This window comes from Desulfovibrio sp. 7SRBS1 (assembly GCF_049723905.1).
Lineage (GTDB): Bacteria > Desulfobacterota > Desulfovibrionia > Desulfovibrionales > Desulfovibrionaceae.
The window spans coordinates 2,895,763-2,916,706 of sequence record NZ_JBJKFD010000001.1; the positions used below are offsets into that span (position 1 = coordinate 2,895,763).

Consider the following 20,944-nt stretch of genomic DNA (forward strand, 5'->3'; position numbering starts at 1 on the left):
AAATTTTCTGAAAAAGTCTCTCTCCATCTTTTCAAAAGAGAGGAAAAAATGAATTCGATGGTTAACAGCTTCAATTATTCAGCCCAAATCTCTACAGGAACACCGATTCGGGTGGCAATAGGCGTATATATGTCAATCTTCTGATCAACAACTTCTTCTGGTGTATGCAAAGAAACAACAAGAGAATACCGTGCAACCCTGTTCCACCGATTAAGCCACGCGCGTTCACGCCACCAACCAATAACCGGTGTGATACCAACTACATTGCAAGCAGCAAGGTCTGCGGCAGTTCCCTTCCAGATATCTGAATGTAAAGAACCTAAATTCCTCCCCTCAGGACCAATCAGCCACCGTTCACTACCGCTTTTTGTTTCTGCCTTTTCGCCTTCCTCACGAGCCGCTTTACTAAGTCGCTTCTTAAACTGCTCGTTGGTTTCTCCTATGTTAATAAGATCAAAACGAAAGGCGTGGGATGCATAACGATAACGATCTTTCCAACCGATCTCACCGGGACCGGGTTCAATAAAATATGATAGCGTAATCCTCATCGACACCTCAACTTCCCCCAACGAAAGCAAAATATCTCTCGGCCATGGGAGCTCATGAAGGTGCATGTCTCTTGTTCGATACCCAGAGCCTCTAATTTTCTTATCAAAAGGCCGGATAGTCTTTTCAGCAACTAAAGTAAGACGATTTGCAGCACAATTCAATGCAACGCCAAGATTTGGCACTCCATAGCCACAGGCCCTCAGCAGATTGGTTCTATTTGTTTTGCTTTCAGATGGTACCAAAGCTGCTTCCATTTCAGGGGTCCACTGTGCGGAATGCACCATCAAAGCTCGAATTGTTTCCGGCCAAGCATCGGGGTAATGAGATTGGATTTGTGCTGCCATAGCGCTAGCTTGAGCTGTGGCTGCACTTGTCATATTGATCCAATCGAACTGATGCAGCGTATGCTTATGGCTTGTAGATAACAGAGAGAGGTCTTTACACTCTGTTGGAAAACCTGATGGGTCACAGGCAATATTCCCCCCTTCCAACACTATGTCAGGTTTACAGGGCCATTTTTTTCTTTCCCACGTCAAAGACGTTGTACTGAAAGGAGAAAGGCCTCCTGCTGGAGCTATTGCCGTATAGTCGGAAAGATCAGATTCCGTGATTGTCGTCTTCTCAGTATATGCCCCCACAGACAAGGCATTCCATGACTGCGCAGGGTCATGAACAGAATTTGTATAGTTACTCTCCGGATAACGTCGCCATTCAGACGCACCTACGACATTTCCCGCAGATACAATCAGAAGTCGCTTTATACTATCTTCGTATCCAGATGAAATGGAATCGATTGCAGCGGACCACGACGTTGGACGCCCTCTATCACGAGTATCTTCAGAAGTGACAGCCATGCAATATAAATGGATAGATTCAGGAGCTTCAATTTCCACATAACTGACGGACTGCTTAGTAATGAATCCATACAAATCTTTATCATTATTACCTTGTGGCGGTAGTATCTTCACAGATTCAAGGTGATACGGAACACTAACAGGATCGGAAGTTTCCAGAGCTTGTTGCAAATCTCCATACCCAGCTAGCCCGCACATCAAAGTCCCATGCCCATCGTGGTCGTAGGTCCCCCAATTAGGGGAAAATGTATGGCAATCATTATCAACGAGAATGGGACTAAGTAGCGGATGTCCATTATTTGCTCCAGTATCAAGGACAGAAATCGCAACTAAAGAAGATTCATCCACTTCTAGCCGCTCCAACAATGAAATTACCCACTCTGTTTGCTCAACATTTTTCAAGTCCAAAAAGAAGCGACCTGTTTCCTTCGCCCTACGAAACTCCGCGAGAAACTCACAAACATCTATCAATTCAGCAAGCTGAGCATTATCGGATTTCACTAAAACGACCGTTCGTTCAGGAAAACGCAACACTCCTGCTTGCACGGTCAGATCAACGCCTTGCGCCAACTCACGAAATTTAGCCTCAATAACTTCTTCATCACCACGAAGCCAGACTTCGCACCATACTTTCTCACTTTGCCTGGGCATAAGTGAAGGCGAGTCCTGCCAGAAGGATTCCACCACAGCAAGTCTGATGTCCTCAATACTATTTATCAACGACGCATTTTTGGGTGTATCAGAATCAGGTCTTGTTGTTTTTTGGGCGTATTCATTAACCTTCTTCATAAAGAAGGATTCTTTCCCCGCTGGGATATAAACGGTTGCCTTCGTTACTTCTTCTCTTCCTTCAAGCCGTCTTTCCTTTCGGACATTAAGCAACCGAATCTTAGCAGGCCGATTCTCTAGTCTCTTTGTATCCAGATCAAACCCCGGAGCACCTTCAAATTCAAGGTAGGTGCCGCTTTTTACCGACAAGGCAACAGCGGTACGCTGTTCGCTTTGAGCCTTGGCTAACTCCCAAGCTTCATTGAGCTTTCGACGAATATATGCACTGTGATCAGCACGGCTACGGGCCATCACATTTGGAGAACGTCCACCAGAAGAATTACTTGTATAATCGAATTGCTGAGGGGGATCGGAAAGAAATATGTGTGGAAGCTTAGGCTCAGGCATAGAATCCTTCGTAGAATGCTAGTGGCCGTATGCCTCCTTACGCTCCTCTAACATAGCTCTGAGTTGGGTTGCGGTAATACGATTCTTATCAGCTAGAATAGCTTCTTTTATCGCATCATCACAGGCCAAAGCAATCTCCGCATGACTGAGGTCTTTAGCGATATTGGCTACGGCTTTGGTTGACAATGACGCTGGCATGAATTCACCAAGCCGATTTTTTATAAGCGATATTATCTCTTTTTCAGAAGGAAGGGAATAGTGCATGGTATCATCAAAACGACGAAATAAGGCCTGATCAAGAATTTTAGGGGTATTTGTTGCAGCAATCACAAGACTATCCGAGTCATCAAGCTCAAGAAACTGAAGAAATGAGTTTAATACCCGGCGCATTTCCCCTACGTCATTGTCTCTACTTCTCTCTGCTCCAATTGCGTCAAACTCATCAAAGAGATATACGCCTCGCCTCTCGCGCATTATATCAAAAATTTGCCGTAGCTTTGCGCTTGTTTCCCCCATAAACTTGGTCACAAGCTTGTCCGTCAAGACGGTATAAAGAGGCAGATTCAGCTCGCCTGCAATCACAGTAGCTGACATGGTTTTGCCAGTACCTGGAGGCCCTGCAAGAAGAATTTTCCGCCTGTTACTTAGACCATACTTTTTAAGCCGGGCTTGCTGGCGATATTCCTTAAGTATCCTCTTAATCCTAAACTCCATCTCAACATTAAGGACAATATCTGCCAATCTCTCTTTGGGAGACGAAGGTAAAATAAAGTCGCTAAACTCACGATGCAAAGGAAGCACTTTGACCGGGGAAAATTTCCCTTTGTCGACAAGCCCCCTAATCTCATGAGCTATCGAGCTATGACCTTTCCTTGCTTCGTGCGCAGCAACTTGTAGAGCAATCGTAGTAAACTGCTCCCTATCTTGGTCGAAATGAGACCGAATGAGGGACTTAATTTGTTCTGCTGTCGCCACGCGTTACTCCTATAAATCAGTTAACATAATGCGTCTTCGTCCGCTAGGACATATAGAAGTGCAAATGCAACTTCAAGCCTTCTTTTATCTGCCCTGCACTCAGTCGGAAACCGTGCGCCCGCCTGGCTCTAAATTTAACTGCTACACTTAATGCCGCCTAACGTTTCCCCACGCAAAAAGCCCGGTCAGCATCTGCCAACCGGGCTTTTTTAAAATTTCTGGGGCAGGCTACAAACCAAGCACCTTCAATACCAGCACACCTTACGACGAGGCTGCTCAAAAAGGTATGGATGCCCAAAGCTCCCCAATGTTCTGTAGGCGCCAGGAAAATTCTGGCGCGACGTGTACTCTTCTGTACACGAGCGACTTGAATTTTCCGCAGCAACGAAGCAGACATGCCTTTTTCAGCAGCCTCTTACCCACCAGCCTGCGCCGCCAAATCCTCCAACTCCTTGAAGCTGTTCTCCAGGGGGGAACATTCTTCCACAAGCTGCTGCAAATACTCGCGCACCGGGCCAATCATGGTCAGGGCAGCGTCCACTTCCGGGTTGGAACCCTTGGCATAGGCACCGATGTTGACCATGTCTTCCACGCGGGTATAGGTGGCCAAATTCCGGATCAACGTCCGCCCGGCGGTCTGTACCTCGCGGGAGGTTATGTCTCCACGCACACGAGATACGCTTTTGAGCACGTTGATACAGGGGTAATGCCCCTGGTCGGCCAGTTCGCGGGTCAGCACGATATGGCCGTCCAGAATGGACCGAGTGGCGTCGGCAATGGGTTCGGTAAAATCGTCGCCATCCACCAGCACGGTATAGACGCCGGTAATGGAGCCGTTCACATTCTTGCCCGCCCGCTCCAGCAGTTTGGGCAGCTGGGCAAAGACGCTGGGAGTATAGCCGCCGCGTGTGGGCGGTTCCCCGGCGGCAAGGCCGACTTCGCGCCCGGCCATGCAGAAACGGGTTACCGAGTCCATCATCAGCAGCACGTCCTTGCCCTGGTCGCGGAAAAATTCGGCAATGGATGTGGCCGCATAGGCCGCGCGCATACGGATGAGCGGGCTGGTATCGGACGTCGCCACAACCAGCACACTGCGGGACATGCCTTCCGGGCCCAGATCGCGCTGCATGAACTCCACAACCTCACGGCCACGTTCGCCCACCAGAGCAATGACATTGACGTCGGCCTTGGTGTAACGGGCCATCATGCCCAGCAGGGTGGACTTGCCCACGCCCGAACCGGCCATAATGCCCACGCGCTGGCCCTTGCCCAGGGTCAGCAGTCCGTTGATGGCGCGCACGCCCACATCAAGCGGCGCGTCGATGCGGGGACGTTCCAGAGGGTTGGGAGGAGTGTTGAACAGCGGGTAATACCCCTCGGGCGCGATATAGCCAAGAGAGTCCATGGGTTCGCCGAACGCATCAATGGCCCGGCCGAGAAAATTTGCTCCTACAGGTACAAGCGGGGGCGTGGAAGTGTTGCGGATGAGCGACCCTGGCCGGATACCGCGCAGATCACCATAGGGCATGAATTGCAGGCTGCCGTCCTTGAAGCCGACAACCTCGGCCGCAATGACCTCATCGGTAGCGCTGTCGGGCATCAGCTGACAGACCGAGCCCAGAGGCGCCTTGATGCCCCGGCCCTCGGCAATAATGCCCACAACCTTGGTGACTTTTCCGTAGGATTTGGAAGGCTCAATGTTTTCCAGGAGCCGCATGCAGCCTTTAGGGTCCATGGTTGGCTGTGTCCTAAAGGTGATCGAAAATTTGCAGCACGGCCTCGTAACGGCCGTTCACGCTGTTATCCACCATGCCGTCCTCACTTTCCACAACCAGCCCGCCCGGATCCATGTTGGGATCGGCACGCAACTGCCAGGCCTTGAGGTCGGGATGGTTCTGCTGGGCAATACCCATCATGGTACGCAGCAATTCCTCGTCCTGAGGTGCGCACACCACGGTCAGGCTGCGCAGGCTGTCGATGGTTTCCAGCGCCTGTGCCAACAGGTTGTTCAGCGATTCCTCGCGTTGCGCGTCCAAGGTGACGAGCAGGGTTTTTTCCACGGCCATGCGGATGAGGGCGACAAAATCCTGACGCTGCTGTTGCCAGCATTCCTGGGACTGGCCCTTCAGCTGTTCCAGCACCTGCGCCATGGCGTCGGCAAGCTGGGCACGATGGTTGGCAAATTCTTCCGAAGCCTCGGCCGCCCCTTCGTTGAAGCCTTCCTTCCTGGCGGCTTCCTTTATCTTTGCGGCCTCTTTGGTGGCCTCGCGCAAGATTTCACCGGCCTTGGCCTTGGCCTTGGTTTTGACGCGCTCGATCAACTCCTGGTCTGTCTGCTTATCCCAGACCGGAATCTCCTTGCCCTCCAGCTCCTGGATGGTGGTCATGCCCGTATTGGGTCCGCCACCTCCTATGAGCACTCGGCCGGTAACGTAGAAATCATTTTCCTTAGACAAAGACATCTCCGCTTCCTCTGCCTATCACAATGCGGCCTTCGGCTTCCAGTCTGCGGACCGCCTTGACCACGTTCTGCTGCGCGCCTTCCACGTCGGAGAGGCGGACAGGCCCCATGATTTCCAGGTCTTCCTGTATCATGGCGGCGGCACGTTCGGACAGGTTCTTGAAAAACTTTTCCCTGAGGTCGTCGCTGGCTCCCTTGAGGGCCAGGGTAAGCTCGTCGTTGGAAACTTCCTTGAGCAGTTCGCGGATGCTGCGGTCGTCCAGGGCCTTGATGTCCTCGAAAACGAACATGAGGTTCCGGATTTCCTCGGCCATCTGCGCGGATTCCTCTTCGATTTCCGAGAGGACTTCTTCCTCGGTCTGGCGGTCCACCGCGTTGAGCACTTCCGCCACGGAGTTGACACCGCCGACCTTTTTGCCTTCCTTGCCGCCCATGGCGATAAGCTGGCTCTGCAGCACCTTGTCCACTTCCAGCAGCATGTCTTCGGCCACGGCTTCCAGTTTTGCCAGGCGCATAAGCACTTCGGCACGTACACCCGCGGGCAGGTTCTGCAGCAGGTCCGCGGCCTGGTCCGGGTGCAGATGCCCCAGAATCAAGGCCAGGGTCTGCGGATGTTCGTTGCGCAGAATCTGGGCCAGGATGCGCGGAGAGACGTTTTCCAGTTCGCGGAAGGGCTGCGGGCCGCTGTCCAGATCCAACTGGTCCATTATGTACTTGGCGGTGTCGCCGTCCAAACTCTTGGTAAGCAGCCGGCGGACCTGATCGGCACCGCCCATGAGCAATTCGTGCCCGTAGGCCAGGGTCTCGTTGTATTCCCTGATGACCTCTTCCACCTGCTCCTTGGGCACCGAGTCCATGTTCAGCATGGCCCTGGAGATAGACGCTATTTCCGTCCGTTCCATGCGCTTGAACACTTCGCTGGTGAACTTCTCGCCCAGCGCGAGAAGGAGAATGGCGGATTTTTGCGGACCCGAATATTCGTCTGCCACTTATGCGGCCTCCTGCTTGATCCAGTTTTTGAGCACTGCCACGGCCTGGTCCATGTCCTTTTCGGACAATTGCAGGGCCTGGGCCTTGGCGTTTTCCAGACGGCGCTGCAGGTCGAGGGCTTCCTCTTCGATGCCTTCTTCCAGCGCCAGCCGTTCTTCGGCTTCGGGCAGGCTGACCAGCTCTTCCACATCTTCCTCGGCCACACGGGCTTGATCAGGGCCAGCACAACCGGGCGGACCACAAGGATCAGGAAGAGGAAGATGAGCAGACCGTTGAGGAAAGGCTTGCCGAGACGCTGCATGTATTCCAGCATGGTCTGCATGAAGGTGGGTTCGGCAAACATATCCGGGCCGCCGAAAGACACGCTGCTAATTTCAATGGTATCCCCGCGTGCCTCGTCGAAACCTACTGCACTTTTCACCAGATTCGAAATTTGGTCCAGCTCTTCCTTTGAACGGGGCACGAAAATCGTCTTGCCCTCGTTGTTCGGATCGGGTTCGTACTTGCCGTCCACGATAACCGCAATGGACAGGCGCTGCAATTCTCCCACCGAGGCGACTATCTGCTGTTCTTCCTTGTTGATTTCATAGTTGGTGGAGCTGGTCTCTCGCGAGCCTTCCTGGGTGGAAAGACTGCCGTTGAAACCGTCGCCGCGGAAGTTGGGATCGGGCACGCCGCCTTCGATGTTGGCACGGCCGGTGTTGCTTTCTTGGGAACGCTGCTCGGAACGGACCACGGAACCGTTGGGATCGAACATGGTTTTGGTGATGGTCTTCTGGGAGAAATCCACATCCGCATTGACCCGGGCAATGGCTTTGCCCACGCCGCCCACAACCGGAAGCAGCAGCTGTTCGATGCGTTTTTGCAGGCTCTTCTGAATGTTGGTGCGGTATTCGGTCTGGGCCATGGTCAGGCCGCTGATGGAATCGTCGGATTCGGGCTGGAACAGGATCTGCCCGCGGGTATCGGCAATGGTGATGTTGGACTTGTCCAGCCCTTCCACAGCCGATGCCACTAAATTGACAATGGCCATGAGCTGCTTTTTGTCGGGCTGCTGTCCTTCGCGCATCTGCAGGATGACGGACGCCGTGGGCGGAATGTCTTCTTCAATAAACAGACTCTTGGCCGGGATGGAAAGGTGCACCCTGGCGCGTTCCACCTGCGGAAACTCCATGATGGTGCGGGCCAGTTCGCCCTGCAGTGCCCGCTGGTAGTTGATACGCTGTACAAAGTCGGTCTGGCCGATTTTGACATCGTCGAAAATTTCAAAGCCGAGTCCCTGGCCGTGCACCGCGCCTTCACCGGCAAGGCGAAGCCGCAGGTCGTAGACCTGGTCGGCAGGAACCATGATGGTGGTGCCGCCGTCCACCAGCTTGTGCTCCACCTTCTGGCTATCGAGAAACTGCACCACGCGGTTGGCGTCTTCCTGGTAAAGCTTGGCGTACAGGATCTTCCAATCGGGACGGTTGAGCCAGTAGACCATCATGATAAAGGCCAAGATGACAGAGGCGGCCAAACCCGCAATGAGGATGCGCTGCGATGCGGTACGGTTGCCCCAGAAACCTTCGATGAGTTCTTTCGGCTTTTCCAGAAAAGGCGGCATGGTTGTTCTCCTGCGTTCCTGCGAAATATGCTGTGCTGCGTAGGTTCAGTTGCTGCTGGCCCTACATGGGCATCTTCATGACTTCCTGATAGGCAGTCATCATCTTGTTGCGGACCGTGCTGGTGAGGTTCATGGCCAGCCCTGCTTTCTGCAGGCTTATCATAAGCTCGTGCACGTTGGTGTTCTTGCCCGCTGCAAAGGCTTCGACCATATCGGCCTTGTTCTGCTGCATGTCGTTGACCTTGGTCAGGGACTCTTTGACGGTCTTGGAAAAATCCTCGTAGCGCGGAGCGTCCATCTTGGGCATTTGGGTCTCAAGAGTCTTACGCTGCTGCGCCTGCTGCTCGATGGCCTTGCCATATGCCCTGAACGCCGTGTTGGTGACTGTTCCGATTGCCATGGTCTATCTCCTTATCCCTGCCCTATCATCAGGGCCTTGTTGTACATCTGTTTAACGGCATCAATGGATGTGGCACCCGCTTCGTACGAACGCATGGCCGTAATCATGTTGGCCATTTCCTCCACCACGTTGATGTCGGGGAAACGCACGTAGCCCTGGTCGTTGGCGTCGGGGTGGCCGGGATCGTAAACCATCTTGAAGGGCCGCTTGTCCGCGACAACGTCGGTAACGCGCACGCCCTTCAGCTCGCGGTTGTTGGCGTTCCACATGGCCTGGTCAAAGGGGGAAAGCACGTCCGTGGTTTCCATGCGCACGGACTTGCGAACGTACGGCCCGCCCTCGGCTGTTTTGGTCGTATTGATGTTGGCCAGGTTCATGGACACGGTGTTCATGTAGGTCCGCTCGGCAGAAAGACCGGAAGCGGCCACGTCGAGTGCTGTCATGAAGTCCATTATTTGGCTCCCTCGGCGATGACTTTATTGAGGCCCTGGAAGCCGGAACGCATGATGGTTCCCAGCGTGTTATACTGCAGAATGTTCTTCTGCATGATGGCCATTTCCTTATCCAGGTTGACCCTGTCTTCGCCATAAACAACCCGGGGCTTGAACTCTTCGAGCGCCTTGCCCTCAAAATTGTCGGAATGAAACTCTGATGGCATGTGGTTGGCGTCCGTGCGGGTCAGCTTGCCGCGGGCGTCCAGATCAAGGGCGGATTGCAGTTCGTGTTCGAACTCCATGCGGCGGGGGCGGTACCGGGGCGTGGAAATATTGGCCAGGTTGCCCATGACAATGTTTTGACGCTCAAGGCGAAGATCCATGACCTTGGCAGAGAGCTGTAAGTGCGGTTCGAAGATACTTTTCATTGTCCTTTTCCTCCGTAATCTGGCGTGGACGGCCCGTTTTCCAGGCCTTGCTGCGGGCTGTTTCCTTACCCCGGACTTTTTTTCCCGGTGGCGGGCTCCGCAATGCTGTACGAGGAAAAGCAATTGTTGTTCCAATTAGGCAACACGTTGAAATAAAAAGAAATATTCAAAAAGCACAAAAACCGGCGTCATTTTCCCCTCAGGACCGCTTCAGGAAAAAATGCCCGGTGCTTCAACGCCCAGGGCGGAAGAACATTCCCAGGAAAACCCCATATATAAGGTATGCACCCCGTGGTGCAGAACAAGGAACCATAGCACACAACCATTTGGAATATAAAGAGATACAAGAAAAACGAGTAAAACCAGGCAGATGTAAATCACTTTGGCACGCTGGCTGCATACCCGTATTTGCCCGCAAAAAGCGGGAAATGGACACAGCCGTACTGCGGCTCGTTGCGCTGACGGAGGGGCAACGAAAAGGAATCTCCTTTGAGGAGGGAGTCATGAGTCAACTGGATTATGAAATCAACAAGGAACTGGGCGAGTGCTACCTGTTTATGGGTGACCTCGAAAAGGCCGAAGATTACTACTCCAAGGCCGCCGGGTGCATGGGCACCGAACCAGACCCGTACATGGGTCTGGCTACCATCGCCGTACAGCAGGGCGACCTGAACAAGGCCTATACGCTGTACTCCAAAGCCGCCAGCATCAAAGCCGATGATAAGGCGCTGGCAGGCATGGCACTGGTGGAAATGGAAACCGGACGTGAACCGCAGGCCTTCGACCATTTCGTCGAAGCGCTCCAGAGCAACCCCGCCAATATGGTCGCTCTGTACGGTCTCATCCAGCTGGGACATACGCAATCCCGCCTGGAAGAGGTTATCGTCCACATGGAAAATTTCCTGCGGCTCGAACCGGAAAAAACCGAGATTCGATACTCTCTCGCAGGCTGCCTGATCAGCGTTGGGCAGAATGAACGCGCAGCGGACGAACTCAGGGCCCTCCTTGAGAAAGACCCGGAAAACGTGAGTGCCAGAGAGCTGTACGATCAACTTAGATCGGCCGCATAGAAAAGGGCGATATTGACTCCCCTCCCATTTATTTCCCGCCCCGGAGCATGGCGGTGTGAAAGGGCGGGAAATAATTCCGGGCACGGGAGCGTGATTCGCCAGCAACACACATACGCCCGGCGCATGATGCGCGCAGGTTGAAGACGACACGTCTATTGGTCGAAAAAACGTGTCGGGACGGTGTACGCAGCCATCCCGACAGGCGTGCCCTCTCCTTTCCGGCGTTGCCTCATCCCTGCAAACGCGGCTAAAAAGCGCGTGAAGCGGACTTGCCATTGGGCAATGTTTCCGGCACTCTCCCGCAAAAAGATAAGGGAGAATGCCCATGGATATGTTGCCTGTGAAAAGAGCCCTGCTGAGCGTGACGGACAAGACCGGACTGGTCGAGTTCGCCCGTTTTCTTTCTGCTGGCGGTGTACAGCTTGTTTCCACCGGAGGCACGCGCAAACTGCTGCTGGAAGCCGGGCTGGACGTGACGTCCGTCAGCGAAGTGACGGGGTTCCCGGAAATAATGAATGGCCGGGTCAAAACCCTGCATCCGCACGTGCACGGCGGCGTCCTTGCAGACAAGGACAACCCCGAGCACCTCAAGACCCTGAACGAACTGGGCATTGCCACGTTCGATCTGGTCTGTGTCAATTTGTATAATTTCAGCGAGGCCGTGGCCAAAGGCCTGGACCTCAAACAGGCCGTCGAACAGATCGACATCGGCGGTCCCACCCTTTTGCGCGCTTCCGCCAAAAACTTTCACAGCGTACTGGTTGTGCCCGACGTGGCCCACTACTCCCGCATCATGGACGAAATGGCCCCCAGCGGCATGTCCATCGGGCTGGAGACACGCCGCCAGATGGCCGCTGAAACCTTTGCCAAGGTTTCAGCCTACGACGACATGATCAGCCGCTACCTTTCCACACACGAGGCATAGCCATAGCAGCCAAAGTTCAAGGAAATCTTGACGGGCTCAAGCCCAGCCAGACCAAAGCCCTTACCCGTCTGTACCAACGCCGCTACCCTTCCGCGGGCGGGTACACCACGGAACAGGCCTGGGAACTGGCCATGCTTTCCGCTTCGACCAAAAGACAGATCGGCCTGCTCATCGACAGACAGGGCAGGCCGTTCATGGTCATTGCCGGAGACGCCCGCTCCATTTTCATCCCCGATCTCGGCCGTTTTCGCACCGGCACCACCCGCCTGCGCGGGCTGCGCCTGCTGCACACCCACCTGGACAACCAGGCCCTGAGCGAAGAAGACCTGACAGACATGCTCTTCCTGCGCCTGGACTCGGTCTCCGCCCTTACCCTGCGCGATGCCGGAGACCCGTACAGGCTGCACATCGCCCACCTGCTGCCCCCCAACCCGGAAGAAAAGCCCTATGACGTCCTCCCGCCCCAGCCATGGGACAAGGTGGACTTCGACTTCAACGCCAAGGCAGAAGCCCTGGAAGGCGAACTGGCCCGCGAGGACGCCAGCCTGGAACAGGAAGAAGGACGCGAACGCGCCGTCCTTGTTCATGTTTCCGAGTTTCCCCGCGCCCGGCAGGAAGCCTCCCTGGCCGAACTGCGCGACCTGGCAGACACCGCAGGTCTGGCCTGCGTGGGCGAGATCATGCAGCGGGTGCCCAAGGTCAACCCCAAGTATCTGCTCGGCAAGGGCAAACTCACGGACCTGGAAGTCAAAGCCCTGCAAGGCAATGCGGGCCTCATTCTCTTCGACCGCGAGCTCTCGCCCGCCCAGATGCGCAACCTGGCCGAAGTGTCCGAGCGCAAAATTCTGGACCGTACCCAGCTCATCCTGGACATCTTTGCCCAGCACGCCACCTCGCGCGCCGGAAAGCTCCAGGTGGAGATGGCCCAGCTCCAGTACATGATGCCCCGGCTGGTGGGCCAGAACCGCGCCCTCTCCCGCCTCATGGGCGGCATCGGCGGACGCGGTCCCGGTGAAACCAAGCTGGAAATCGACCGCCGCCGCGTACGCGAACGCATCGCCCGCATCAAAAACGACCTCAAACAGCTCCGCAAGCAGCGCGGGCTGGTCCGTGCCCGCCGTGCCAAGGGCGGCGTGCCCATCGTTTCCCTGGTGGGCTACACCAATGCGGGCAAGTCCACCCTGCTCAACACCCTCACCCACTCGAAAATTCTGGCCGAAGACAAGCTCTTTGCCACGCTCGATCCCACCTCCCGGCGCATCCGCTTTCCCCAGGACAGGGAAATCGTACTCACCGACACCGTGGGATTCATCCGCGAACTGCCCAAGGAACTCCAAGAGGCCTTTCGCGCCACCCTGGAAGAATTGGAATCCGCCTCCCTGCTCGTTCAGGTGGCCGACGCCGGGCATCCCGAAGTCGAGCACCAGATAGAAGCCGTGGACCGCATTCTCGTGGATATGGAACTGCACGAAATCCCGCGCATTCTTGTACTCAACAAGTGGGATACCCTGGACGAGGACGCCCAGGTGGTCATGCGCAACATGTACCCCGATGCCATTCCCGGCTCCGCCAAGAACAGAGCCAGTCTTGCGCCGTTGGTGGAATGCATCCTGGACCAGGTGGCGCCGGAAGCGATCGTCGAGGTTGCCGAGGTCGCCGAGGTCGCCGAAGAAGAGGAGCCCAGCTCCTAACTTTGAAGACCAGAGGCGCTGCCTCTGGACTCCGCCAGGACCTGCAAGGCCCTGGACCCGCATTCCGTTTAACGCAAATCCGCCCGGAACAAGCGAACTCCGTTCACTCGTTCCGGGCGGATTTGCGTTAAACAATGGCCAGTTAAAAACAAAAATTTTAATTTTCCAGAGAAACAGCACACGCCCTAATATTTTCCACCTCAGATCGTGAGCAGTTCAAAAAAGCGGAAGAGCAAGGCGTAAGAAAAATTCAAACACGACGTGTACTCTTATATGTACACAAGCGGCTTGAATTTGCCGCTGCAACGCCGCTATCGTGCCTTTTTCAACAGCCCACGTCCCTTCCACTCGCGATAAAAAACAGGAACCTCCTTCAAGCTCGCAACCATCCATATCCCAAAAACCACGCCACCCAAAAGCCAATCGCCTGTACAAGCCCCCACAATTGCACCAACAATCAATGCAAACGGGAGATACCCCAGCAGAATTTTTTTGAAAAAATATTTCCCAAAAGCCATGCTGCACTCGCTTCCCAAAAAAAAAATGGATGTTTGCCCATCGTTAAACATATTTTATGTAGCTACACTGGTTAATCTATCTCGATTCAACGGCAAAAAGCAATCTGCGGGACTTTGCAGAAGAGCAGAAACGCCCCTTTTCCCATGCCTTTTCCGCCTCCCAGCTCACCGCGGGCTGTTCAAAAAGGTATGAGAGCAAGGCGTAAGTCTTTCCCAGGTTCCGAAGTGTATTCTTCTATACACGAGGGCTCTGGGAAAGATGAAACAACGCCGCTATCGTGCCTTTTTCAACAGTCCTGAGGGGGAAGCTTGCAAGACTGGTAGCATTTCAGCTATCAGTTCACTTTATTCATTACTTCTTATCCGGGGGACGCTGTGAACAGAGATTGCATGAGTGTTGAACGCATCGACCAGCTTGCCCGCGCCTTTCAGCAGAGCCGGGTTTTGTTGACCGGGGTGGAACTCAATGTTTTCGCAGCCCTGGGTACGGAAAGGCTGGGTTCCGACGAAGTCGCCGAGCGCACCAAGACGGACCCGAGAGCCATGGACCGGCTGCTCAGTGCCCTGGCAGCCATGGGCATGATTGAGAAAAAAGATGGTCTGTACAGGAACACGCCCAGTTCGGCACGCTATCTGGACGAATCCTCACCGGATTTCATCCGTTCCATGGGCCATCTGGCAAATCTTTTTCAGGATTGGGCCTACCTTACCGACTGTGTAAAGCGGGGCGAATCCACCGGCGACCGATCCCGAAGCCGTGAAGAGACCAATCACTTCATCAATGCCATGGATTACAGGGGGGGAAAGTCGGCTGAGCGCCTGCTGGAACTGCTGGACCTGACCGGCGTGAACTCCATGCTGGATGTGGGCGGCGGTTCCGGGGCATTATCCCGCACATTCTGCCGCAGCTACCCCCAGCTTCACGCCACCATACTGGACCTGCCCAAGGTAACGCCGCTGACCAGAAATTTCATTGCCCAGGACGACATGGAAGACCGCATCGACATCATGGAAGGCAACTTTCATACGGCCAATTTCGGTTCCGGCTACGATCTGGTGCTCTTTTCCGCCGTCGTCCACATGAATTCGGCAGTGGAGAACGCCAAACTGATGAAAAAGGCTTTTGCCGCGCTCAATCCTGGCGGACGCATTGCCGTGGACGACTTCATTATGAACGAGCAGCGTACCGAACCCTTTTTCGGCACCCTTTTCTCGCTCAACATGCTGGTGAACACGGAATCGGGCGATTCCTATACAAGTGAGGAAATACGCGACTGGCTGGAACAGGCGGGCTGTACAGACATCAAACTGACGGCATCCGGCCCCACCACAAGCCTGATGATTGGCACCAAGCCTATGTAGCCTCTTTTCTTTAATCGGCCCTTGTTCAACGCAAATCAGCCCGGAACGAGTGAACAAAGTTCACTCGTTCCGGGCTGATTTGCGTTGAACGGAATGCGGGTCCAGGGCCTGACGACCAGATGGCGATGCCCTGGCCCCTTTCGGTCACAAATTCCGCGGGTCCAGGGCCATGATGGCCCTGGCGGGGTGTCGGGGCAGCGCCCTGACCGGAGTCCAGAGGCGGCGCCTCTGGTCCAATTCCACCCTATCTTCCGCAGGCGGTTAGCCGAACTTGGGCGTAGGTACCTCCGCCCTTTCCAACATATCGAGTAAAGCCTCCGGCTCCTCATGGCACAGGATCATGTCGCGGTGCCTCTGGGCCACAAAGCCGGACTCGGCAATCCGGTCGAGAAAACCATTGAGATGGTCGTAATAGCCATTGACGTTGAGCAGTCCGCAAGGGGCTTTCGACAGCCCCAGCTGGCACCAGGTGACCACCTCGAACAGCTCGTCCAAGGTGCCCAGCCCGCCGGGCAGGATTACGAATGCTTCGGACAATTCTATCATGGTCTTTTTGCGGGCCAGCATGTCCGCAACCACATGGCTCCGCGTCAGGTTGGGATGGGCTATTTCCTTGTCCACCAGACCTTGCGGAATAACGCCGGTAACCTCGCCTCCGGCTTCCATTGCGGTAGTCGCCAACACCCCCATGAGCCCGGAATTGGACCCGCCGTAGACAAGTTCCAGGCCGCGGCCGGCAATGGCGCGGGCAAGGTCCTTGGCGGTCTGTTCATATATGGGGTCGTTCCCATGGGCAGAGCCCAGGAACACGCACACATTACGCATTTTCAGAATCCTCCGCATTGTCGGGTCCACCGGAGTTTTTTCCGGCGCGCCGGGCCGCCCACTCCTTGATTCCCATGAGGATGTCCCATTCTATAGGCACTATGAACAGGGTCAGGAAGGTGGCGGTGCACAACCCGGTTACGAACGTCGAAGCCATGGTTCCCCAGACTACCGAGTACGTCGGGATGCCCACGGCCATGGGCAACAGCCCGAGGGTCGTGGTGAGCGTGGTCAGCAAAATGGGCCGCAGCCGCACGCGGATTCCCTCGCGTATGGCCGCCTTGCGGTTCATTCCACTTTTATAGGCCCGGTTGATGAAGTCTATAAGCACCAGGGAATCGTTGACCACCACGCCGGTAACGCCCACCGTGGCGATAAAGCTGTTGATGGTAAAGAGCCCCTGGGTGACGAGTTTGCCGAAAACAACGCCGATGAGTGAAAACACCACGGCACTAAGAATGATCACGGGCTGAACATACGATCCGAACTGCGTGGCAAGAATCAGGTAAATAACGAGAACTGCCACCAGAAAGGCGTACATCAGCGAGGTATACGACCGCTGCGTGGACTCGAACTGTCCGGAAAAGCCCAGGTCCGCGCCGGGGTACTCACCTTCGATGGTCGCATAGTACTCCTTAACCTTGTTGACCACAAAGGGAACCGACAGCCGCGCCGCCGGATCAAGATTGGCGGTCAGGGTTATGGCCCGGTTGTTCTGGTAGCGGGCCAGCAGATTGGGCTCGGTATAGGCCTCCACGCTGACCAGGTCGCGCAGCCGCACCGGGCCGTACGCATCCTGTATGGCAGGGATGTCCAGGGCGTCTTGGGGCTGGGGCAGCAGCTCGGGAGCTATGCGCAACTTCAGGTCTATGTCGTCGTCCGAGGTTCTGAATTCCCCCACATACCGCCCGTCCAGCAGGCTTCCGGCCAACCGCCCCACCAGGGCCTTGGTAAGGCCGTATTCCGCTGTTCTGTCTTCCAGCACCTTGAAGCGATAGACACGGTTGGGGCGTCCCTGGTCGTCTCCGAAGTTGACCAGGGCGGGACCGATTGCCGGGTCGTTTTCCAGAAAGGAGGAAACCGCCTTGGCAAGCCTGCCCACGTTTTCCGGGTTGGGCCCGACCACGCGGATGTTGATGTCCTTGCCTGCGGGCGGCCCGCCTGGTTCGGCCCGCACATTGAAGCTCCAGCCGTCCACGGCCAATGGAGCAAGGGCCTTGCGAATGTTCTCCAGATGCAGCACCGGATCGTTGTCTGGATTGTCTTTGAAGGCGTACTGGTCCTTGGGCGGAAGCTCCACGGCCAGGTGGCCGAGGTTGTTGGAATATTCCGGCTGGTAGTCCTCGTCGATGACAAACCCGGCCTGTCCGGTAATGGCCTTGGATTCTCCCGGCCCCCGGCTGAGCAGCAGGCTGGAGATTTCCTTGAGCTTCTCGTTGGTCTTTTCAATGGACGTGATCATGGGGCCTTCGGCCTCCACAAAGTACTGGGTGTACTCGTCCGGGAAAAACTTGATGCGTATGAGTGGAACCTTGCCGGATATGGACAGCCCCATGATGACGATGGATGCGGCAAAGGCCGCCACCACCAGAAAAAGGCACACAAACCTGTGGCGCAGGGTGAAATTGACAATGCCCTGGGTGGCGCGCCGTATCGCGGCCATGATGGCCCGTTCGTTGTCTGCAGAATGGGTGTAGTGGGCCGTGTGCACCATGCGCCTGGCACCGGGCCAGTCCAGAAAGTGGGCAGGCAGGATGATGATGCTTTCAAAGAGCGACGCGGCAATGGCGTAGGAAATGGCAATGGGTATCTGGGCGAAGAACTCGCCGGTGGAGCCTGTCATCATAAGCATGGGCAAAAAGGCGGCCACCGTGGTGGACGTTGCCGCTATGACGGGAATAGCCACTTCCGCCGTGCCGTTTATCACGGCCTCGCGCAGGGGGGTTTTCTCCTGCACATGGCGGTAGATGTTCTCCACCACCACAATGGCGTCGTCCACGATGATGCCGGAGACCAGCACAAAGGAGAACAGGGTGATTTCGTTGAGGGAGTTGCCCGTAAGCCACATCAATATCATGGTCACCAGAAAGGAGAACGGAATGCCCACTGTGGTCAGGATGGCATTGCGCAGCCCCATGAACACGAAAATGAGCAGCCCCACCAGCACGATGCCGATGATCATGTTGGAGCCGAGGGTGTTCAGGGCGTCGTCGATATTGATGCGCTGGTCCTGGCTGATGACCACCTTCACCCCTTCCTTTTCCAGGGAGGGCTTGAAGCGGTCCACTATCTTCAGCGCGGTGGGGATGATGTCCAGAGCGCTGCCTTCCGGCGACTTGAGCAGCCGCAGGGTGACACTATCCTGTCCGTTGACCGTACTGATGACCGCGGGGTCGCGGAACGACAGGCCGGCATCACGCATCACATCGCCCACCGTAACGAACGACCCGTCCAGGTCACGGCGGATGATGGTTTCGGCAATCTGCTCGCGGGAGCGGAAACGCTCGTCCACAACCACCACGAACTCGCCGGATTCGTTCTCGTAGTTGCCCGCGGGAACGGACAGGTTGGCCTCAGTAAGGGCGGAGGCGACCTCGTCAAAGGTCAGGCCGTAGCGTTCCAGCAGGGCGGGGTCCAGGTCCACATGGAACTCGCGGGTGAACTCGCCCTGCAAGTCCACTTCCTTGACGCCACGAATCTGCCGCAACTCGACCTTCATCTCCTCGGCCATGAGGGAAAGCGCGCGGTTGGAACGGTCGCCCACCAGATTGATGTTCACCGCGGGCAGCCACTCGCTGACGTCCACCTGCATGAAACTTGGCGGATCTATGCCTTCGGGCAGTTCCTTCATCACGCCCAGAACCTTCAGGCGCAGCTCGTCGTACTGGCTGTCGTAGTCCGTGTCGTCAATGAACTTTACGCGGACCTGGGAGCGTTGGCGGTACGACTTGGACTGGATGTATTCGATGTTTTCCAGATCATCGACGGCCTTTTCAATCTCGCGGGTGATGAGGGTTTCCACGTCCTGTGGCGAAGCACCGGGCAAAATAGTGGTGATGAGCACGTCGCCCATGCGCACGTTGGGGTAGCGCTCCACGGGCAGTTCGCCCAGCGCAAACACGCCCACCAGCATGCACAGCACAAAAAGAAGATTGACCAGAACGGTCTGGCGCAGGAAAAACTTCAAAAAAAGACGCATGGTCGGCTACTCCGGCTGCAAAAGGAAATGCTGCCCCGGATGCACCTGGGGAGAACGCACCCGGACCTGTCCATCCGGGCCATGGCCCAAAAACACAACACGCACGGGCTCACCCTTTTCCGGGGTCACCCAATATTCCTCGTAGCGTTCCTTTACGCAGGAGGCAGGCAGAAACACGGCTCCGGAAGGGTCGGGCAAATTCACGGAAAGAACGGCGCGCAGTCCGCCACGTTTTTCCTTCAGCCCCTCGGAAACGGCCAGATCCACCTTGATTTTCCTGGTCACGGCATCAAAGGCCGGGGATACGAGCTCCACCTTGGCAGAAATGATTTTGCCGTTGGTGCCCTCGTCCGGGAAAAAAAGCTTTGCTTCGTCGGCCTGCCTGCGCAAAAATCCGAATTCCTCCGGAGTAAAGGCAAAGGGAACCAGCAGCGTGCTGAAATCGGCCGCCTTGCCCACAACCTTTCCGGCGGAAACCCACTCGCCCGGCTCCACCAGGCGTTCGGTCACCCGCCAGCCCGGGCGCGCCTTGATAACGAAACGGGTCCGCCGCTCCCTGAGGTTGGCCTCTTCTATTTTCAGGGCTTCCATCTGCTGCAGCGCGGTATCGCGGTGGCTGATCAGCTCGTCCAAGGTGGACTGGTCCTCAAGTTCCTTTTGCACCAGCGTGGAATAACGGTCGGTTTCCTTGACGTTGTAGTCCACATCGCTCTGGATGCGCTTCTGGTCTGCCTGGTTCTTGCGGATGGAAAGATCGATGAACGTGGTATCGAGCACGGCGAAAATACCGCTGGCCGGGATGGTATCGCCCACATCGGCCAGCACCCTGAGACAACGCCCGGCCTCTTCTCCGGCAACCTCCATAACATGGCGGGCACGGGTATAGCCGGTAAGGGTCTGCTCAATGAGCGCAGGCCGGGCAACAGCCGTAGCATTCTGAGCCGCCGGGCACGGCGCGGCACTGAAAAAAACAACCAAAACCAAAAGGATTGCGGCCAGCTTTGAATGGCTCATGTCGCTTCCTACTCCACACAATTTTTTTCGGACAAGCGTCCATTCGATTTGAAAAACAGCACAGGCCCCCAAAGGACGCACGGCCCGGAACCGGCGCCACGCATACACACAGCAGCTTTCGCGGACGCGGCAGGAAGAGCAGCCCTTACAGCCGTGGATTGTTCCGCGCGAATTCACTATGTTCGGGTAAGCCGCAGCCAGTACGCACAATACATGACAGGCACAAAGAAAGCCGGGCAACAGGTTAAACTTCAGGCATCATCTTAAAATCTTTGTCTCTCCGGGGCCAGGTCGATACGCAGGTGTCTCGGCATTAGATTGTACGTATAAAAGGCCCGGTGCAAAGAGTAAACCATGTTTGTTTTGTAAAATTGTAAATTATTGTCAAAAGAGAACTGATTCTGAGACCGGATGGGGCATTTGCCTGCAAAATTGGTACTTGTAATCATCCAGATTGCATTTTGGAGACT

16 protein-coding genes and 1 pseudogene are annotated in these 20,944 nt (G+C 55.6%); 4 read left to right on the top strand and 13 right to left on the bottom strand.

The features are described from left to right. Nucleotides 1-74: 74 nt before the first annotated feature. The 9 genes and pseudogenes from ACI0FJ_RS13110 to flgB form a co-directional block, all read right to left on the bottom strand. Nucleotides 75-2,579 (bottom strand): S8 family peptidase, encoded by a 2,505-nt coding sequence (locus ACI0FJ_RS13110; protein ID WP_424304255.1) that lies wholly within the window; start codon nucleotides 2,577-2,579, stop codon nucleotides 75-77. A gap of 18 nt (nucleotides 2,580-2,597) precedes the next feature. Then, the gene (locus ACI0FJ_RS13115; protein WP_424304257.1) at nucleotides 2,598-3,554 is read right to left on the bottom strand and encodes an AAA family ATPase; all 957 of its coding nucleotides are present in this window, start codon (nucleotides 3,552-3,554) and stop codon (nucleotides 2,598-2,600) included. A 415-nt stretch (nucleotides 3,555-3,969) separates the two neighbouring features. Next, nucleotides 3,970-5,289, bottom strand: a complete 1,320-nt coding sequence (locus ACI0FJ_RS13120; protein ID WP_424304259.1) for a FliI/YscN family ATPase — start codon at nucleotides 5,287-5,289, stop codon at nucleotides 3,970-3,972. A gap of 13 nt (nucleotides 5,290-5,302) precedes the next feature. Beyond that, nucleotides 5,303-6,010: a FliH/SctL family protein gene (locus ACI0FJ_RS13125; RefSeq protein WP_424304261.1), complete on the bottom strand. Its 708-nt coding sequence runs from the start codon at nucleotides 6,008-6,010 to the stop codon at nucleotides 5,303-5,305. Beyond that, nucleotides 6,003-7,004 (bottom strand): flagellar motor switch protein FliG, encoded by a 1,002-nt coding sequence (gene fliG, locus ACI0FJ_RS13130; RefSeq protein ID WP_424304263.1) that lies wholly within the window; start codon nucleotides 7,002-7,004, stop codon nucleotides 6,003-6,005. The genes ACI0FJ_RS13125 and fliG overlap by 8 nt, the downstream gene beginning before the upstream one ends. After that, nucleotides 7,005-8,608 (bottom strand): annotated as a pseudogene (gene fliF, locus ACI0FJ_RS13135) (flagellar basal-body MS-ring/collar protein FliF). It lies immediately after the preceding gene. Nucleotides 8,609-8,669: 61 nt separating this feature from the next. Then, the gene (gene fliE / locus ACI0FJ_RS13140) at nucleotides 8,670-9,008 is read right to left on the bottom strand and encodes a flagellar hook-basal body complex protein FliE (RefSeq protein WP_424304265.1); all 339 of its coding nucleotides are present in this window, start codon (nucleotides 9,006-9,008) and stop codon (nucleotides 8,670-8,672) included. An 11-nt stretch (nucleotides 9,009-9,019) separates the two neighbouring features. Then, nucleotides 9,020-9,460, bottom strand: a complete 441-nt coding sequence (gene flgC / locus ACI0FJ_RS13145; protein WP_424304267.1) for a flagellar basal body rod protein FlgC — start codon at nucleotides 9,458-9,460, stop codon at nucleotides 9,020-9,022. After that, a complete protein-coding gene (gene flgB, locus ACI0FJ_RS13150) occupies nucleotides 9,460-9,870 on the bottom strand; it encodes a flagellar basal body rod protein FlgB (protein ID WP_424304269.1) in 411 nt (136 codons plus the stop codon). The genes flgC and flgB overlap by 1 nt, the downstream gene beginning before the upstream one ends. A 503-nt stretch (nucleotides 9,871-10,373) precedes the next feature. Between flgB and ACI0FJ_RS13155 the strand changes: the two genes are divergently transcribed. The 3 genes from ACI0FJ_RS13155 (at nucleotide 10,374) to hflX (ending at nucleotide 13,556) form a co-directional block, all read left to right on the top strand. Continuing rightward, nucleotides 10,374-10,940: a tetratricopeptide repeat protein gene (locus ACI0FJ_RS13155; RefSeq protein WP_424304271.1), complete on the top strand. Its 567-nt coding sequence runs from the start codon at nucleotides 10,374-10,376 to the stop codon at nucleotides 10,938-10,940. Between the two features lie 325 nt (nucleotides 10,941-11,265). Further along, complete coding sequence (locus tag ACI0FJ_RS13160) at nucleotides 11,266-11,865, top strand: IMP cyclohydrolase (protein ID WP_424304273.1); 600 nt, start codon at nucleotides 11,266-11,268, stop codon at nucleotides 11,863-11,865. A 131-nt stretch (nucleotides 11,866-11,996) separates the two neighbouring features. Continuing rightward, on the top strand, nucleotides 11,997-13,556 hold the full coding sequence (gene hflX, locus ACI0FJ_RS13165) for a GTPase HflX (protein WP_424304274.1): 1,560 nt from the start codon (nucleotides 11,997-11,999) through the stop codon (nucleotides 13,554-13,556). 311 nt (nucleotides 13,557-13,867) lie between these two features. On the opposite strand, the gene ACI0FJ_RS13170 is transcribed toward hflX, so the two are convergent. Continuing rightward, nucleotides 13,868-14,074, bottom strand: a complete 207-nt coding sequence (locus ACI0FJ_RS13170) for a hypothetical protein (protein ID WP_424304276.1) — start codon at nucleotides 14,072-14,074, stop codon at nucleotides 13,868-13,870. A gap of 390 nt (nucleotides 14,075-14,464) precedes the next feature. Between ACI0FJ_RS13170 and ACI0FJ_RS13175 the strand changes: the two genes are divergently transcribed. After that, entirely contained in the window at nucleotides 14,465-15,436 is a 972-nt protein-coding gene (locus tag ACI0FJ_RS13175) for a methyltransferase (RefSeq protein ID WP_424304278.1), read from the top strand. Between the two features lie 261 nt (nucleotides 15,437-15,697). Here ACI0FJ_RS13175 and ACI0FJ_RS13180 read toward each other — a convergent pair whose 3' ends face one another. Genes ACI0FJ_RS13180 through ACI0FJ_RS13190 form a run of 3 tightly spaced genes read right to left on the bottom strand, consistent with a single transcriptional unit; the run spans nucleotide 15,698 to nucleotide 20,474 of the window. After that, nucleotides 15,698-16,261: a TIGR00730 family Rossman fold protein gene (locus ACI0FJ_RS13180; protein ID WP_424304280.1), complete on the bottom strand. Its 564-nt coding sequence runs from the start codon at nucleotides 16,259-16,261 to the stop codon at nucleotides 15,698-15,700. Beyond that, nucleotides 16,254-19,460, bottom strand: a complete 3,207-nt coding sequence (locus ACI0FJ_RS13185; protein WP_424304282.1) for an efflux RND transporter permease subunit — start codon at nucleotides 19,458-19,460, stop codon at nucleotides 16,254-16,256. Before ACI0FJ_RS13185 ends, ACI0FJ_RS13180 begins: the two co-directional genes overlap by 8 nt. Before the next feature lie 6 nt (nucleotides 19,461-19,466). Beyond that, a complete protein-coding gene (locus tag ACI0FJ_RS13190) occupies nucleotides 19,467-20,474 on the bottom strand; it encodes an efflux RND transporter periplasmic adaptor subunit (protein WP_424304284.1) in 1,008 nt (335 codons plus the stop codon). Nucleotides 20,475-20,944: the final 470 nt, after the last annotated feature.

Coding starts and splice junctions, on each gene's coding strand:
- ACI0FJ_RS13110 (WP_424304255.1), bottom strand. CDS start 2,579: ATGCCTGAGCCTAAGCTTCCACACATATTTCTTTCCGATCCCCCTCAG.
- ACI0FJ_RS13120 (WP_424304259.1), bottom strand. CDS start 5,289: ATGGACCCTAAAGGCTGCATGCGGCTCCTGGAAAACATTGAGCCTTCC.
- fliE (WP_424304265.1), bottom strand. CDS start 9,008: ATGGCAATCGGAACAGTCACCAACACGGCGTTCAGGGCATATGGCAAG.
- flgC (WP_424304267.1), bottom strand. CDS start 9,460: ATGGACTTCATGACAGCACTCGACGTGGCCGCTTCCGGTCTTTCTGCC.
- flgB (WP_424304269.1), bottom strand. CDS start 9,870: ATGAAAAGTATCTTCGAACCGCACTTACAGCTCTCTGCCAAGGTCATG.
- ACI0FJ_RS13155 (WP_424304271.1), top strand. CDS start 10,374: ATGAGTCAACTGGATTATGAAATCAACAAGGAACTGGGCGAGTGCTAC.
- ACI0FJ_RS13160 (WP_424304273.1), top strand. CDS start 11,266: ATGGATATGTTGCCTGTGAAAAGAGCCCTGCTGAGCGTGACGGACAAG.
- hflX (WP_424304274.1), top strand. CDS start 11,997: ATGCTTTCCGCTTCGACCAAAAGACAGATCGGCCTGCTCATCGACAGA.
- ACI0FJ_RS13170 (WP_424304276.1), bottom strand. CDS start 14,074: ATGGCTTTTGGGAAATATTTTTTCAAAAAAATTCTGCTGGGGTATCTC.
- ACI0FJ_RS13175 (WP_424304278.1), top strand. CDS start 14,465: ATGAGTGTTGAACGCATCGACCAGCTTGCCCGCGCCTTTCAGCAGAGC.
- ACI0FJ_RS13180 (WP_424304280.1), bottom strand. CDS start 16,261: ATGCGTAATGTGTGCGTGTTCCTGGGCTCTGCCCATGGGAACGACCCC.
- ACI0FJ_RS13185 (WP_424304282.1), bottom strand. CDS start 19,460: ATGCGTCTTTTTTTGAAGTTTTTCCTGCGCCAGACCGTTCTGGTCAAT.
- ACI0FJ_RS13190 (WP_424304284.1), bottom strand. CDS start 20,474: ATGAGCCATTCAAAGCTGGCCGCAATCCTTTTGGTTTTGGTTGTTTTT.